Source organism: Barnesiella intestinihominis YIT 11860 (assembly GCF_000296465.1).
GTDB lineage: Bacteria > Bacteroidota > Bacteroidia > Bacteroidales > Barnesiellaceae > Barnesiella > Barnesiella intestinihominis.
In genome coordinates this window covers 430,096-445,559 of sequence record NZ_JH815206.1, presented here as the reverse complement: position 1 = coordinate 445,559, position 15,464 = coordinate 430,096, and the positions used below count along the sequence as shown (strand labels likewise).

Genomic DNA, 15,464 nt, shown 5'->3' with positions numbered 1-15,464 from the left:
CGACTCTGCGATTCGACTCTCAAACAAAAACATCTCGCAAACTCACAAAAACAAAAAAAATACAGTAATTTTGTATGCACTTTTTACAAAAGATATGAGTTCTGAGCCTTTAAAAATCGACATAGAAAAAGTCGTCAAGGAGAAAGCTCCGAAATATGCAAAAAAAATTCCGGGATTTCTTTTTCGCTACCTTGAACGCACGATACACCAAGACGAAATAAACTACATTCTCAAAACATATAAAGACAGTACCGGTGTAAAATTCGCCGACGATTTGCTTTCTTATATGAACGTGCATATCAATGTGATAGGGAAAGAAAATATCCCGCCCGAAGGTCGTTTCATTTTTGCATCGAATCACCCGTTGGGAGCCCTCGACGGAGTTGCGCTCATTCGTTTCTTCGGACATTTTTACAGCGGAAAAATTAAATTTCTCGTCAACGATCTTCTCATGCATATCAAACCTTTGGCGCCGGTGTTTCTACCGATCAACAAGTACGGTTCCCAAGCCAAAGAATCCAGTCTGCAAATCAATAATGCTTATGAATCGGACGAGCAGATGCTCATTTTCCCGGCAGGCTTGTGCTCTCGGCTGCAACACGGAAAAATAAAAGATTTGGAGTGGAAAAAAACATTTATCGCCAAGGCCGTTCAATCTCAACGAGACATCATTCCCATCTACTTCGAAGGACGAAATTCCACTTTTTTTTATCGTTTTGCGCAAATACGTAAATGTATCGGATTAAAATTTAATATAGAATTGATATATTTGCCCGACGAAATGTTTAACAGCAAAAACAAGACATTCGACATATACATTGGCAAACCTATCCCGTGGCAAACTTTCGATAAATCGAAAAGTTTGCAAGAATGGGCCCAAATCGTGAAAGAAAAAGTCTACCAGATAAAAAAGAATCAATAGCATGGAACCCATTATTGCGCCCGTTGATAAAGAACTTATCAAAGCAGAACTAACCCCGGACAGATTTATGCGGGATACTCGCAAGGGCGGAAATAAAATATATATCATCGATTGCAATAATGCTCCCAATGTTATGAGAGAAATCGGGAGGTTGCGCGAAATAGCATTCCGTTACCCCGGAGGCGGCACTGGATTACCGCTCGACATAGACGAATTCGATACTATGGACCCGCCTTGCCAACAACTCATCGTATGGAATCCCGATGCCGAAGAAATCATAGGAGGATACCGTTTCATCGTAGGAGAAAATATTCGTAACGACGAAATGGGGCGACCCCGTATCGCAACATCTCATTTGTTTGAATTTTCTCAGAAGTTCTTACAGGATTATCTGCCCCATACAATCGAGTTAGGCCGTTCTTTCGTTACGCTCGAATACCAATCTTCGAGAGCCGGTGCGAAAGGATTATTCGCTCTCGATAACCTTTGGGACGGATTAGGAGCGCTGACCGTAGATTATCCTCAAATAGAATACTTTTTCGGGAAAGTAACCATGTACCCCACTTACTCTCAAGAGGGGCGAAACATGATACTCTATTTTTTGAACAAACATTTTCCCGACCCCGATCGTCTCGTTTGGCCTAAACACCCGTTACAAACCGACACCGACGAAGAAAAAATGAGCAAATTGTTCATTTATGACGACTTTAAAGAAGACTACAAAATTCTAAATCAAGAAGTACGCAAACTCGGGTACAACATTCCGCCGTTAGTCAACGCTTATATGGGATTATCTCCCACGATGAAAATGTTTGGTACAGCCATTAACGACGAATTCGGGAACGTTGAAGAGTCCGGTATCCTCATCGCGATAAAAGATATTATCGCAGAAAAGAGAAGCCGATATATCGAAACCTACGATAAACTTCCGCCGATAAAAATATCATAGATGATATTATACTTAATCGGTGAATAAACATATTCGCCATGAAATATTTCCATTTCATACCTGCTGCATGCATTTTCTTGTTTTGTCAATGCGGAGGACAAGATTCTCATTTCCTGTCCGATACCAAATACATACCTGTGTTTAGCGAAGATTCTTGCCAATACATAGACCACGGAGACAATTTGCATTTTACCGGAACATATTCCGATGCCTCCCTGTTTTACGACAATATGGCTCTAATATGCAATCAATCGGATAAAAAATGGGGATATATCGACGATTCCGGTGAACTTCAATATCCGGCGGTATATACCCGGGCAACTATCTTCAACGAAAACCGGGCTTGGGTAGTACGACCCGACGAAGCCCCTTGCGCCATAGATACGAAAGGGAGACTGCAACTAACTCTCACCCGCGCTTCGAAGGTCATGATTTTTTGTGAAGGAATGGCAGCTTTCGCCCAAAAAGAGAAAAAAGGAGAACGATGGGGATTTATCGACAAATCGGGAACACCCGTTATTAAACCGCTCTATAAAGATGTAAAACCGTTCTCATCGGGTCTTGCCGCAGTTAAAAACGAGAAAAATCTATGGGGGTATATCGATTCCAAAGGGATTGAACAAATACCGGCGCAATTCTCGTCGGCCGAGTCTTTCTCAAAAGAACGGCATGCGGTTGTCCGGTCCGCCAAATCGGGACTGTTTCAAGTCATCGATACCAAAGGCGATACTTTGTGGACGATCGAATGCGATGCACTCATCTCCGACGGGAATACCTTTCGGATAAAGAAAGATAAAAAATGGGGGTGGTGCGACAACAAAGGAAACATATTTATCGAACCACGATTCGAAGACAGTGAATCTTTTGGAAACCCAGACTTGGCCCCTGTCAAAATACGAGGGAAATGGGGTTATATAAACCGTAAAGGCGAATGGAAAATAAAGCGGCAATTTTCCAAAGCATTTCCGTTTTTCGATGGCTTGGCCGTGGTACAAACCGGAACAGTATACGGGTTAATAGACCCGGACGGACATTTCCAAATCAATCCTCAATACGACCGTATTTCCGAAGACTACATTCATCAATCGATCAGGAAAGGCTCGGCATTCACACTGGTAGAAAGCGATCACGCCCGATACAAATAAAACCTTCGCAACTTATTTCCCCTCCAACGAACGGACAGATAACTCTCCCAGAGAGAGTTTCTTGATTTCGGGGGTCCCTCGATAATACACTTCACCGTTTCCGGTAGCCTTTGCCGTCAATTTCTGGGTAGCATGACACCCGATTACTCCTACCCCCCGGATTCGGCAGGTTACATCGCGGGCGGTTAATCTATCGGCTTCTATCTGCCCTGCCCCGGTCACAGAAAGCTCGGCTTCTCGGCATTTACCCGTCAGCGAAATTTTTCCTTTGCCGGTCAATACAGATGCTTTTACAATGCCATAATCGATTTGAGGAGCCGAAATAGAACCGTTTCCCAGTACTTTGGCCTGAAACGCCGCTCCCGATATAGGCGAAACAATCTGTATCGATCCCAATCCATTATTTTCGACATACTCCAAAGCCGTGGAATAAACGATAATAGCACCCTGCATCTGCTCTTTATCCGACGAACCTTTATACTTAATCGTCAACTGACCTTTTTTCGATACACATTCGACATGAGAAATATCCTCGGTCGATGCCATTATCACGATAACACCGGCCGAATCGGCACTCTGACGATAAGACACATCGAAATTATTATATACCTTCATCTTATAAAAATCATCTACCGAAAGCTGTTTCACAGAAGTTTCTACTGCCTGCAATGCGGTAAGAGACATCGATAAAACCGCCAATATACTCCACACCTTTTTCATATCTCTCTTTTTTATATTTGTTCTGGTAAAATATCACATTCTATCTTATCGAGAATAGCAGTCAATTCATCGACCGTATTCGCTTGTAACATGGCTATGCGAGTATCCCTGAAATTAGGAATGCCTTTAAACAAAGGCGTCGCCGCCAAATGTCTGCGAATATGCAATATGCCCCGGCGTTCGTCCAACCGGGCCACACTTTCACGCAACTGCCTCCTCAAAACCGACATCTTCTCGTGGATCGAAAGAGGAGGTAAAAGCTCGCCCGTCTCCAAATAATATTTCATCTCCTTGAAAATCCACGGACAACCGAAACTCGCCCGACCCACCATAACGGCATCGACCCCGTAACGATCGAATCGCTCTTTGGCAATTTGGGGAGTCGTCACATCTCCGTTTCCGATAATGGGGATACGCATGCGAGGATTGTTTTTTACCTCTCCGATCAAAGTCCAGTCGGCTTCGCCCGTATACATTTGGCTGCGCGTACGTCCGTGTATGGTCAAAGCAGCAATGCCGCAATCCTGTAACCGCTCGGCCAAATCGACGATAATCTTCGAATCATGGTCCCAACCCAACCTCGTTTTTACCGTTACCGGTATTTTCACGGCATCGACCACGGCCCGGGTAATTTTCAACATCAACGGGATATCCCTCAACATACCGGCTCCGGCGCCTTTGCCGGCTACCTTTTTTACCGGACAGCCGAAGTTTATATCCAATACGTCGGGATTAGCCTCCTCGCAACGACGAGCCGCATCGACCATAGCATCGACAAAACGTCCGTAAATCTGTATGGCGACAGGCCTCTCCGCATCCTGTATGCTCAATTTCCGCATGGTACTGTTGATATTCCTTACCAAAGCATCGCTCGACACGAACTCCGTGTAGACCATATCGGCTCCGAATTCCTTACACATCAAACGGAAAGACTCGTCCGTGACATCTTCCATCGGAGCCAATAACAAAGGATACTTGCCAAAATCGAGATTACCTATTTTCATTCAAAATATAATATTTGAAAATACGAATATACAAAAACTCCACACTTCATCTGCCCGAAATTGTAAAAATTAACCACGCCTTACTCATAAATTAACATAGACAAACGATCCTCTGACAACAACTCGTTAGCGACTTCCAAAATATCGTCGGCCGTAATCCGCTCCATCAAAGACGCAATCTCCTCCAAAGAATCGAAACGACCGTAACGGAGGAAACTCTTTCCCAAAGCCAACGCCACATTCTCCGAATGATCGGTAGAAACCTCTATCTGCCCCATAAACTGACGTTTGGCCGCCGCCAACTTCGCCGGCGAAAGCCTTTGCTCTCGAACCCTCTTCAACTCCCTCTTCACCAAATCGATACATCGCTGAGCATAACGATGATCCGTCCCGAAATAAACCGTAAAAAGTCCCGTATCGGTATACGATGTCACAGACGATTCCACCGTATAGACATACCCTCTCTTTTCCCGGAGGCTCACATTCAACACGCTATTCATGCCCGGGCCACCCAATAAATTATTCAACAACAGTAACGGACGGCGACGTTTGTCGAACAAATCATACGCCCTCGCCCCTATAATGACGTGCGACTGATGAGTATCGCGGTTCACCGTCCGGGAAAAAGACTCGACAAACGGTTTCAACTCACGAGACAACTCTTTCTTAGGACGGCATAAATGACCGAAATAGCGCTCCGCCAGCCCCCTCACCCGATTGAAAGACGTCGAACCCATAAAAAAGAATACCATATTTTCGGGCGTATAATAATCCGTCAGAAAACGACGGGCGACGTCCGATGTGATTCGAGTCAAAGAATCCACGTCTCCCAAAATATTCCGGCCCAAAGAACACCCCTCGAAAAGAGACGATTCAAACTCGTCGTAAATCAACTCCGAAGGAGTATCCCGATAAGAGTTTATCTCGTCGACGACTACCTCACGCTCCTTGCACAACTCTCTCTCCGGGAACTGAGAATCTGCGACAAGGTCGCCGAGTAACTGCATGGCACGAGCCAGATGAGCGCCGGGGAAAACAGAATACACCACCGTCTCCTCTTTCGACGTATAAGCATTCAACTCACCGCCGACAACCTCCATGCGGTTCAAAATATGCGAAGCACGCCGATGAGTCGTCCCCTTGAAAATCGTATGTTCCACAAAATGAGCCAATCCGCTGTAATCCTCGTCCTCGTCGCGAGTCCCGGCATTGACAGTAAATCCGCAATACGAAACCGCCGATTGCGTCGGTCGGTAAATCAGACGGAGACCGTTCGGTAAAGTATGTGTTTGAAATTCTTCCATAAAATATCCCTGTGTTAAGGAGGTGCAAAGATAGCGCAAGTCAAGAGTAAGAACAAGCCCACTTGGTTATACCGAGACGCAGCCTATTTTCGCAGCATGCAAAAATAGTGCAAGTCGAGAAGAGAAACAAGTTTATTGAGTTATACCGAATTTTCATTACCTTTGAAAGAAAAACAGAAACACATGCAAAACATTACCATTTTCTGTTCTGCATCAGACACGGTCGCTCCGATATATAAAAACGAAGCCGAAACAGTAGGACAATGGATAGGAACACACCACAAGACATTAGTATACGGAGGAGCCAACGGAGGCCTCATGGAAATTGTCGCTAAGGAAGTGCGTGACAATGGAAGCCAAGTACTCGGTATCATCACCCGCCACATCGCCGAAATGGGTCGATCCAGTCAACAACCCACCGACCTCGTCACAACCGACAGCATGGGTGAACGTAAACGGCTGCTCATCGAGCGAGGCGACATACTCGTGGCCCTTCCCGGCGGAATAGGGACTATCGACGAACTTTTCGACGCCCTCACGACAAAAATGCTCGGCACACACGACAAACCCGTTATCATCTGTAATACACAAGGCCTGTTCAACGCATTGATTCAGCAAATAGAACTGCTGCGCAAAGAAAATTTCTTGCGATACGACCGTCCGGATCTTTACCACATCGTACCAGATGCTAAAACCTGTTGCGAACTTCTCGAACGATATAACCGTTAATACCCAAAAACAAAGATATGAAAAAAAGTAACCTATACACAATGACCGGAGATAAAGGCACGACATCGTTAGTAGGAGGACAACGTACCACTAAAAACGATCCGAGGCTCGAAGCCTATGGAACCGTCGATGAACTCAATGCCCACATAGGACTCCTTCGACAAACAGGAAATCGGTCCGAAGACGATGCCCTGCTCCTCTTCATTCAAAATAAACTCTTTGTCATCGGCTCCTACCTCGCCACCGACACGTCCTTCACACAACTCCGAGAAGCCAGCCGCCTTTGTCCCGAAGACATCGCTCGGATAGAAGACCGTATCGATACATTGGATGCGACCGTTCCTCCGCTCCATGCATTCCTCCTACCCGGCGGAACCGCCGCTGCCGCCCAAGCACACATCTGTCGAACCGTTTGCCGTCGAGCCGAACGCCGCATCTGCCAAGTAGCTCAAGAAGTTTTAGTCGATGAAAACATCATGAAATTCATCAATCGTCTGTCAGACTACTTTTTTGTTTTAGCAAGATTTAACAATTACACTGCAAAACAAGACGAAATTTTCTGGGATAAAGATTGTAAATGAAAATAAATAAATTACTTTTGCGAAAATTTTATAGGAGGACTTAACGTTAAATTTTTATCACTATGTACTGGACATTAGAATTAGCATCGAAACTCGAAGACGCACCTTGGCCTGCGACAAAAGAGGAATTGATTGACTACGCTATGCGTTCCGGGGCGCCTCTCGAAGTTATTGAAAACTTGCAAGAGATGGAAGACGAGGGGGAAACCTACGAATGCATCGAAGATATTTGGCCCGATTACCCCAGCAAAGAAGACTTCTTCTTCAACGAGGAGGAATATTAGTGCGGTTTTAAGCACGGAAACGATTATTAAATCCCTGTCAATCAATAAAATTGGCGGGGATTTTATTTGTTTGGACAACATCGTATGACCGCCTCAAATGGCGCGGTTTATTTGGACAAAATACGTTTTTCGGAGGAAAAACCGGGATTTGTTTGGACAAAATTCATTACCTTTACAGAGGTTTGTGAGTATTACCGCAACCTCTGTTTTTTTAATTTCAAACATCTCCAGTATGGGACGACCGAAACGACTATATCCATTGGGACGCTACCGCCTGCATGTCAGGGGTGAGATCGATCCTGCCAAACAGTATCTTGTCCAGCTTGAATACACCTGGAACCGGCAGGTGATACGCAAGGGTATGAATATCTTTGTCCGGTTGGGAGACTGGAACGAGAAAGCCAACAAGGGACGTGGCGGAGTCAGGGCGAGCTATGGCCCGGAAGCCAACCGTATCAACAGTCTGTTGCTTGCCCGAGTAGATAAGATTGACAGCTTTTTGGCCGAGTTTCAGCAGAAACATCCAAACCAGATTACGGAGCAGGTAATATCAGATCTTTTGGCCGACAAACCGCTCACACGGGAGGACAAAGGAAAGGATTTTATTGAGTTTGTTCAGGAAAGGCTTGAATCCGATTATTCGAGAAACCGAATCGGACGCAGCCGCTATGAAAACGGCAAGAGCGGCATGAATATTTTCCGTATCTTTCTCCGAGCAACAAAGAACGGTACCTATAAGCCGGACAGTATCTATTTAGGTGAAATATCGGTTGAACTGATTGACGAATACATCAGGTGGCGTCGTGAGATAAAACAGAACAGCGATGCAACAATCAACCATGCTTTGACTCCGATTCTGAAGGCATGTGCCTATGCTTCCGAAATGAAGATGATAGACCATGCCGTCAATGCGAGGATTCAGGATATGCGTATCACCTCTAAGATATCTCTTTCGGACGAAGACAACGAGTTTGATGGCAAGTACCTTTCAAAGGAACAGATGTCTGCGCTGTTGGAATATTACAATACCTGTACAGAACCGCGCCGTAAGGAATTTTTGGAAATGTTCTTCTTTGCCTTCCATGCCTGTGGACTCCGTGTTGTCGATGTGATGACATTGCAGTGGGGTCATGTCAATTTTGAGAAGAAGGAACTGAGAAAAATCATGATCAAGACGAACAAGCGCCATGTAATTCCTCTTACAGAACCTGCCTTGCATATACTACATCGGTGGCAGGAGAAACGTGCCGGATGCCGGTATGTATTCAACTTAGTAAAGGATGATCTGGATCTTGATGATGCTGAGGCTCTGTACAAGTCCCGTAACAATGCAACGAAATGTATCAATCAGTCGCTGGCGGTTGTCGGAGAACAGATAGGGCTTTCGTTTACCCTCTCAATGCATGTGGCTCGGCATTCGTTTGCGGTCTTTGCACTGAACAAGGGACTTTCCATGTCGGTTGTCAGTCGTTTGCTCGGTCATGGAAGCACGGATGTCACCGAAAAGGTTTATGCCAAATTTCTGCCCGAAACGCTGTCGGCGGAAGTGGCACGTCTGAAAGAGGATTTTGCTTCTCTGGAAATTGTCAGATGAATGTAGATGGCTATTGGAAACATTCATTAATTTTACACCTAAATTGATTTGAGATGACTATTACGCAGATATTCCTATTGCTGGTGTGTGCATTTGTTCTGGCATTGGTGCTTTCTACCCTATTCAAACGGTACCATAGAATAATCATGTGGTCTGCTGCAATAGTCTTTTTTATAGGGACTTTGCTCCTTATAGGTCTTGGGATAATTGATCCGGTAAAGGACAATCGTCCTGATCCTGTAGTAATAACAGGCATCTTCACCGCCCTTGTCTTATCGGGGTTATTTGCATACGGAGCAGAAAAACTGCGTATCAAACTTAGGGAAAAGAACCAGCAAACCGTTCAACCCATAGATAATCATTCTGAATGTCCGGATTCCCCCAAAGGGGTTGTATTGTCGGGAAGGCTTGATACTTCACTTGCCCGTACAATCTTTGCGAAAGCAATAGAAGCCGGATATATTGAAGAGGTCGGGTCCCATTATAGCTGGAAAGGGACAAAGGCTCTTCTTGCCTATATGTGTGGTCGAATATATTGCGGCGATTATCCTGAATATTCCAAATACGAACAGAAGACTTTTTGGGAGTTCGGCAACGGACTCTTCCCCGATGTCGAACTTAACGCACTATTTGAACAAACCGGTATCGGACAGTCCCGGCAGAACAGGAGGGATATGCCCGTCCCTAACAATGCCGGAGAAATTGACAAGTTTTTTCAGAAGTGATAAAAAACGAAGAGTATTATCTTCGTTCTTGGCAAGTCTTAGCTTCTGGCTTGTTATGCATTTTGTTTTGCTTCATCTGGCAATCTTCGATTTTTCCAATTTTATTTTTCTCTTTTTTATTGTTGGTAATCAACTGGTTACACACAAAGTTGTGACAGAATCATAACTTTCCATAACACCTGTCATAACATTGGATAATTTATTGTAACTTATTAGTAATCAGCTATTTCATACATTCGTGCCGTGATTCTGGTGCGATGTGCACAATCGTACCATATCGTATAACCAGGCTGAAGGTCTGAGTGTGCATCAGGGCAATCGGCCATAATTGTTTTAAGTATGGCTAAAGAAACGAATGTAGAGAAGCTATGCGACCGGGAATTGCTTGAAAAGATTCTCAGCATAGTGGAGAGACAAGAGAAACTGCCGCCTCCGACTCATGAAGGCGGACACCGTCTATATGACAACAAGTCTTTGATGGAGAAATTGAACATCAAAGAAAAGTATCTGAAAAAGTTGCGAGACAACGGCTATCTCGGCTACTCGCGTGAAGGTGATAAATACTGGTACACGCAGGAAGACGTAGACCGCTTTCTGCGTCGTTTCCATTATGAAGCTTTCGCTATTGGTGATGAACTTCCCAAACAGGAAGGAGGTGGCTATGTTTGACACCGTTCATTTGACCAACATGCTTCGTTCGGAAGTGGAAGGCATTCCGGAAACAGGTCTTCCGTTGGATGACTTCCCGGATAAGATACAGGAGATTATCCTCAATCTTGCCAGATACGAAAATTTCAATGTGGAATATACTGCGTCTATTGTTCTTTCTGCTGTCGCTACTGCAATAGGCAACTCTTGTCATATCCGTATAAAGGGCGAGTGGAAAACTTGTCCATCCATTTATATGATGTTGGTCGGTCGTCCAGGGCTTGGGAAAACACCTCCTCTCGGTTTTATTTATAAGCCGATTAATGAGTATGATGACCGGCTGCATGAGAAATATAATGAGGAATATGACGAATATGAAAGATCCATGTCAGCAGGCAAGCACGGAAGTGACGGGGAAGAACAGTTGCTTAAGAAACCGAATTTTGTAACGACTGTCATTTATGATTCTACCCCGGAGGCTATGATGAATATTCATCAGCATAATCAGCGTGGGATAACATTGGTCGTCGATGAAATCCTGGCTTTGTTCAATTCCGTCAAAAGGTACAACAGCAAGAACAACCTCATTGAAGATCTGTTGACAGCTTATAGCGGACAGCCGTTAAAGATTATCCGCAAATCAGAATCACGTCCTGTTCTAATCAAGAATCCATGTATAAATGTCATCGGTTCAGTACAGACGAATATGCTGCAGGAAGTCTTCCGTGCAGAGTTCCTTGCCAACGGATTGCTTGACCGTTTTCTGTTTGTCTATCCTAAAAACAGGAAGATATCCGGATGGAGACGGGAAGAACGGAATACAGCCCGTCCTGATATCATGAATCAATGGAGGACAATAATTAACAGAATCCTAAGTATCCCCTGTATCCTTGATGACAAGGGTACAACGGTCAATCCCCGTATCCTTACAATGTCTGACGATGCGGAAGAATACTTTTATGAATGGTACAATGGAATTATCGATGCTGTAAATGCCATTGAGGATGATGCAGATGTTGAAAGCCGCAAGATGAAACTCAACGGCCATGTAGCACGTCTTGCCCTGTTGTTTCAGGTAATGAAATGGGCTACTGATAGTGGAGATATGCAATATATTGAGCGGGACTCTGTAGAATCGGCAATCCGTATGATTGATTATTATGAGGAAACATACAGGAGGATTCAGGAAGCCATTGTCATAAACAGTATCGGCGAAACTAAGGAAGCGTGGCTTTCTCTGTTGGAAGATCGGTTCACTTCCGGTGATGCTGTTATTGCCGGTAGAAAAGTTGATATGTCCCGACGTACCGTCTATTATGCGCTTGACCAATTATGCCGGCTTAAGCACCCTCTTATAGAAAAGCTTCAGCATGGAGTCTATCGCAAACTTATGACAGAAAATACTGATGCACCTTGCACTATTGCACTTTCATCTTGCCAGGATACCGTGCAATCTTCTCAAAGTGCAAAAGTGCAGAGTGCAACCACACTAAAATCAGAAGACCATGAGTGAATACAGATTCCATTTGCAGAAATACCGCCCTGGAAGCAAGACTACTTGTCCGAACTGTGGTAAAAGCCGGTGTTTTGTCAGGTATATTGATGAACAAGGCAGCATTAGCTTTCCCGGTAATGTCGGCAAGTGTGATCATGAAAACAGTTGTGGCTACCACTATACACCTAAGGAATACTTCAAGGATAATCCTGATGTGTTGGAAATGGATGAGGGAAGCGGCAAGTCACTTCTTTCTGCCCCTTATAAGACGGCAGATAAAACTCCGTCTTGTATCGCCCCTTCGTATATTCCTTCATCTTATGTGTTAAGGAGTCTGTCACATTATTCAATTAACCCCTTATATCAGTATTTCTGTCATGTATTTGGCGAAAATGAGGCAAGCAGATTGTTTGAAATGTATCGCATAGGGACATCTTCAAAATGGGGAGGCGCAACGGTTTTCTGGCAGACAGATATAAATGGACAGGTAAGAACCGGCAAGGTAATGTGCTATAATGCCGAGACAGGCCATCGGGTTAAAGAGCCTCAGGCTTTTGTCAGCTGGGCACATTCCGAGTTGAAGTTGCAGGATTTCCATTTGAAGCAATGCCTGTATGGGGAACATCTTCTGAAAAATTCATCGTCTCCGGTAATGCTGGTGGAAAGTGAAAAGACCGCTGTTGTAATGAGCCATTTTTCCCCGATTATATATGGCTGGCAACAGGTGGAAAGAACGGTTGTTTCAACAGTGAAGCTATGCAGGTTCTCAAAGGCAGGGAGGTTACTCTCATCCCTGATTTAGGAGCAACCGAACAATGGAAAGAAAAGTCTGCTTTATTGTCTGGAATATGCAAACGCGTTGTTGTGTCCAATGTTTTGGAATGTACATCCGATGAAGAGCAACGCAGTCAAGGATTGGACATTGCAGACTTCTTTCTGTATTCACCATCAAAGAGACAGATACTCCATCAGATGATACAACGTAATCCAGCATTGCAGCTGCTCATTGATGAGCTGGATCTGGAACTTATTGAATAGTAAAGGAACTTGTTCCGTGGATTTATAGAAAGTCCATAACACGATGAGGACTTTTTGCCTGACGGCAATAAAATCCGGTCATTGTCCCGCAGAGCGGACTGGCACAAGAGCAAGCTCAAATATTAATCATTTATCAAAAGAATACCCTATATGAACACAGATATTAAACAGGCCATGCATGTTGAAGCAGGGAAGTCATTCGGCACAGCAGAGGCGAATGAAAATGAAAGGCGTTGGAATGACGACAAGATTGACAGAAAGAATCAGGAGCCGACCAATCACTATGACAAGACCCGAATGAAACTGAATTTCGAGATTGGGTCCGATAGGAAAGTTCATCCGTTGGGCTATCAAGAGAAATCGCTTGAAGTACGTTTACAGGAACGGTTGACTGAATTGGGCTGGAAGCCTTTCAAGCCGGACAGCAAAATTCAACCAAACTGTTGTGCGAAATTTATCTTCGGAGGCAATCATGACCGTACACTTGAGATGGCATTTGGAACTCAAGCCGTAAATCTGGACAAGGGTGCAGATAACAGCCATCTCCAGCGATGTCCGGAAATCGAACAATGGGCAAAAGATGTCTATGACTGGTGCGCCAAACGATACGGACAGGAAAACATCATCGGTTTTCAGGTTCACCTCGATGAGAGCAGCCCGCATATCCATGCCTTGATCGTTCCTGTCGGACAACGTTCCAAAAGTGGACGTGAATGTGTCATGTGGTCGGCGAAGTTCGGGAAGAACCGCTACGAGTACGGACGGATTCTTCGGGAAATGCACACCTCACTATATGAAGAGGTAGGAAGCAAGTACGGGTTGGAACGTGGTGATAGTATTGTTGGGCGCAATGTTCAGCATTTGCACAAGCGAGACTATATCCGCAAATTGGCTAAAGAGGCAAAACAGGCGGAAAAAGCACTCAAGGGACTTCAGGCAATGATACGGAAACTTGAACGGGAAATGCTTGCCGGAAGGAACCGGCTTAAAGAAATCGATGAAGCTCTCGCGTCCGGCAAGATAACTCTTGACAGGTATGAAGCGCAGAAGGCGGACATACAGAAACTCATTACCGAGTATCAGGAAAAGCTCGAAGACAAATCCAATAAACTTCATGCAAAGGAGCATGAATTGGAGCAATTAACAAAGGATGCGGCGAAAGCCCGTTCTGTTATACAGCCATTTCGCAACCACAAGGTTGATTTCACACCACCGCAAATAACAGAGAAAGTTCCGCTATTTGGTACAGACAAATGGATTGAACGACAGAATAGACTTATCGCCAAGCAGTTCACCGAGATTGTCCGTAAGATAGAATCTCTATACAGAAATGATGCAGCCCGACAGGTCGAAGCCGCCCAACGCAATGTCCTAGCGGATTACGGAGAATTGTATCAGTTGAGACAGGAGAATAAAATTCTTTCAGACACAAACGAAAATTTGGAGTCAGAGCTGAATACATTGCTCTGTCAGTTGGCTATACCTTCAGTTCGCAATATGATTTTTGCAGTAGCTGATGCGCTCATTAGTGGGCAACCGATACCAGTTTCTTCCGAAGGCGGTGGTGGTAATTCCGACTCAGACCTTCGTTGGGATGGACGCAGACAGGATGAGGAGGAAGATGAGTATAAACGGAGATGCCTGATGCACACAGTGCAAGTTGTCCGTAATTCTCAAAGAAAAACTATACGCAGGTAACTCCAAAATAAATCATTAGGATAGCTGCAAATTCTTGTGGTTGTCCTAATGATTAAGTTAATACAAGCCGATAAATCAGAATTTAGAAGCGATGGCAAAACAGCTTTATGATTACTGGTTTGTGCAGTTTGACTTTCCTAATGAGGATGGTAAACCGTATAAATCCAGTGGTGGAGCAATGGTTTGGAACGAAAAATTGAAAAGGAGAATTCCGGAAGGATGGAATGTTATGTCGATAAATGAAATATGCACAAGTTGTAGAGGAGTATCCTATGGAAAAGATGATTTATTGTCTGATAGTAATGGTGTACTTGTTCTTCGAGGTAACAATATAGAAAACAATCGTATAGTTTATGATTCAAATGTAGCATTTGTTCCTAATGATTTTGTTAGTGAAGAGCAACATATTAAAGAGGGCGATATTATAATGACTATGTCAAGTGGAAGTAAAGCTCATGTAGGCAAGTGTGCAATGTTTCATAAGGACTCAGAACACACTTTTGGGGCTTTTCTATCAAAATTTACTCCTAAGAAAGAATTGCGTTATATGACATTCTTATTTCTAACATCAGAATATTTCAAATCTCTTATTACAGCATTTTGTAATGGTACAGGCATTAACAATTTG

14 protein-coding genes and 3 pseudogenes are annotated in these 15,464 nt (G+C 44.2%); 14 read left to right on the top strand and 3 right to left on the bottom strand.

Features of this window, described 5'->3' with window-relative positions; translation table 11 throughout:
* The first annotated feature begins 94 nt into the window (after positions 1-94).
* Genes HMPREF9448_RS13740 through HMPREF9448_RS13730 form a run of 3 tightly spaced genes read left to right on the top strand, consistent with a single transcriptional unit; the run spans position 95 to position 3,016 of the window.
* The gene (locus HMPREF9448_RS13740) at positions 95-922 is read left to right on the top strand and encodes a 1-acyl-sn-glycerol-3-phosphate acyltransferase (RefSeq protein ID WP_040296344.1); all 828 of its coding nucleotides are present in this window, start codon (positions 95-97) and stop codon (positions 920-922) included.
* Position 923: 1 nt separating this feature from the next.
* Positions 924-1,871 carry a GNAT family N-acetyltransferase gene (locus HMPREF9448_RS13735; protein WP_008863185.1) on the top strand — a complete coding sequence of 316 codons (948 nt, stop codon included), beginning with the start codon at positions 924-926 and terminating at the stop codon, positions 1,869-1,871.
* A gap of 38 nt (positions 1,872-1,909) precedes the next feature.
* Positions 1,910-3,016, top strand: coding sequence for a WG repeat-containing protein (locus HMPREF9448_RS13730; protein ID WP_008863184.1), 1,107 nt, complete (start codon positions 1,910-1,912; stop codon positions 3,014-3,016).
* 12 nt (positions 3,017-3,028) lie between these two features.
* Here the strand turns inward: HMPREF9448_RS13730 and HMPREF9448_RS13725 are convergent, their stop codons facing one another.
* From HMPREF9448_RS13725 to HMPREF9448_RS13715, 3 genes are all read right to left on the bottom strand, one after another.
* Positions 3,029-3,736: a GIN domain-containing protein gene (locus HMPREF9448_RS13725; RefSeq protein WP_008863183.1), complete on the bottom strand. Its 708-nt coding sequence runs from the start codon at positions 3,734-3,736 to the stop codon at positions 3,029-3,031.
* 11 nt (positions 3,737-3,747) lie between these two features.
* A complete protein-coding gene (dusB, locus tag HMPREF9448_RS13720; RefSeq protein WP_008863182.1) occupies positions 3,748-4,740 on the bottom strand; it encodes a tRNA dihydrouridine synthase DusB in 993 nt (330 codons plus the stop codon).
* 80 nt (positions 4,741-4,820) lie between these two features.
* The gene (locus tag HMPREF9448_RS13715; RefSeq protein WP_008863181.1) at positions 4,821-6,044 is read right to left on the bottom strand and encodes a M16 family metallopeptidase; all 1,224 of its coding nucleotides are present in this window, start codon (positions 6,042-6,044) and stop codon (positions 4,821-4,823) included.
* A gap of 183 nt (positions 6,045-6,227) precedes the next feature.
* Here HMPREF9448_RS13715 and HMPREF9448_RS13710 point away from each other — a divergent pair, with 183 nt between their 5' ends.
* The 11 genes and pseudogenes from HMPREF9448_RS13710 to HMPREF9448_RS15020 all read left to right on the top strand — a co-directional run.
* A complete protein-coding gene (locus HMPREF9448_RS13710) occupies positions 6,228-6,773 on the top strand; it encodes an LOG family protein (RefSeq protein WP_008863180.1) in 546 nt (181 codons plus the stop codon).
* Positions 6,774-6,790: 17 nt separating this feature from the next.
* Positions 6,791-7,354: a cob(I)yrinic acid a,c-diamide adenosyltransferase gene (locus HMPREF9448_RS13705; RefSeq protein ID WP_040296291.1), complete on the top strand. Its 564-nt coding sequence runs from the start codon at positions 6,791-6,793 to the stop codon at positions 7,352-7,354.
* Between the two features lie 62 nt (positions 7,355-7,416).
* Positions 7,417-7,638: a DUF2795 domain-containing protein gene (locus HMPREF9448_RS13700; RefSeq protein ID WP_008863178.1), complete on the top strand. Its 222-nt coding sequence runs from the start codon at positions 7,417-7,419 to the stop codon at positions 7,636-7,638.
* Between the two features lie 232 nt (positions 7,639-7,870).
* A complete protein-coding gene (locus tag HMPREF9448_RS13695; RefSeq protein WP_008863177.1) occupies positions 7,871-9,232 on the top strand; it encodes a tyrosine-type recombinase/integrase in 1,362 nt (453 codons plus the stop codon).
* Positions 9,233-9,285: 53 nt separating this feature from the next.
* Positions 9,286-9,957, top strand: coding sequence for a hypothetical protein (locus HMPREF9448_RS13690; protein WP_008863176.1), 672 nt, complete (start codon positions 9,286-9,288; stop codon positions 9,955-9,957).
* Between the two features lie 339 nt (positions 9,958-10,296).
* Entirely contained in the window at positions 10,297-10,626 is a 330-nt protein-coding gene (locus HMPREF9448_RS13685) for a MerR family transcriptional regulator (protein WP_008863175.1), read from the top strand.
* A complete protein-coding gene (locus tag HMPREF9448_RS13680; RefSeq protein WP_008863174.1) occupies positions 10,619-12,118 on the top strand; it encodes a DUF3987 domain-containing protein in 1,500 nt (499 codons plus the stop codon). The genes HMPREF9448_RS13685 and HMPREF9448_RS13680 overlap by 8 nt, the downstream gene beginning before the upstream one ends.
* Positions 12,111-13,138, top strand: a pseudogene (locus HMPREF9448_RS13675) (DUF6371 domain-containing protein). Before HMPREF9448_RS13680 ends, HMPREF9448_RS13675 begins: the two are co-directional and overlap by 8 nt.
* A 150-nt stretch (positions 13,139-13,288) precedes the next feature.
* Complete coding sequence (mobV, locus tag HMPREF9448_RS13670; RefSeq protein WP_008863171.1) at positions 13,289-14,836, top strand: MobV family relaxase; 1,548 nt, start codon at positions 13,289-13,291, stop codon at positions 14,834-14,836.
* 70 nt (positions 14,837-14,906) lie between these two features.
* Positions 14,907-15,066 (top strand): annotated as a pseudogene (locus HMPREF9448_RS15025) (restriction endonuclease subunit S); the annotation flags it as partial.
* Positions 15,066-15,452, top strand: a pseudogene (locus tag HMPREF9448_RS15020) (restriction endonuclease subunit S); the annotation flags it as partial. The pseudogenes HMPREF9448_RS15025 and HMPREF9448_RS15020, both read left to right, overlap by 1 nt.
* Positions 15,453-15,464: the final 12 nt, after the last annotated feature.

Coding starts and splice junctions, on each gene's coding strand:
- HMPREF9448_RS13740 (WP_040296344.1), top strand. CDS start 95: ATGAGTTCTGAGCCTTTAAAAATCGACATAGAAAAAGTCGTCAAGGAG.
- HMPREF9448_RS13735 (WP_008863185.1), top strand. CDS start 924: ATGGAACCCATTATTGCGCCCGTTGATAAAGAACTTATCAAAGCAGAA.
- HMPREF9448_RS13730 (WP_008863184.1), top strand. CDS start 1,910: ATGAAATATTTCCATTTCATACCTGCTGCATGCATTTTCTTGTTTTGT.
- HMPREF9448_RS13725 (WP_008863183.1), bottom strand. CDS start 3,736: ATGAAAAAGGTGTGGAGTATATTGGCGGTTTTATCGATGTCTCTTACC.
- dusB (WP_008863182.1), bottom strand. CDS start 4,740: ATGAAAATAGGTAATCTCGATTTTGGCAAGTATCCTTTGTTATTGGCT.
- HMPREF9448_RS13715 (WP_008863181.1), bottom strand. CDS start 6,044: ATGGAAGAATTTCAAACACATACTTTACCGAACGGTCTCCGTCTGATT.
- HMPREF9448_RS13710 (WP_008863180.1), top strand. CDS start 6,228: ATGCAAAACATTACCATTTTCTGTTCTGCATCAGACACGGTCGCTCCG.
- HMPREF9448_RS13705 (WP_040296291.1), top strand. CDS start 6,791: ATGAAAAAAAGTAACCTATACACAATGACCGGAGATAAAGGCACGACA.
- HMPREF9448_RS13700 (WP_008863178.1), top strand. CDS start 7,417: ATGTACTGGACATTAGAATTAGCATCGAAACTCGAAGACGCACCTTGG.
- HMPREF9448_RS13695 (WP_008863177.1), top strand. CDS start 7,871: ATGGGACGACCGAAACGACTATATCCATTGGGACGCTACCGCCTGCAT.
- HMPREF9448_RS13690 (WP_008863176.1), top strand. CDS start 9,286: ATGACTATTACGCAGATATTCCTATTGCTGGTGTGTGCATTTGTTCTG.
- HMPREF9448_RS13685 (WP_008863175.1), top strand. CDS start 10,297: ATGGCTAAAGAAACGAATGTAGAGAAGCTATGCGACCGGGAATTGCTT.
- HMPREF9448_RS13680 (WP_008863174.1), top strand. CDS start 10,619: ATGTTTGACACCGTTCATTTGACCAACATGCTTCGTTCGGAAGTGGAA.
- mobV (WP_008863171.1), top strand. CDS start 13,289: ATGAACACAGATATTAAACAGGCCATGCATGTTGAAGCAGGGAAGTCA.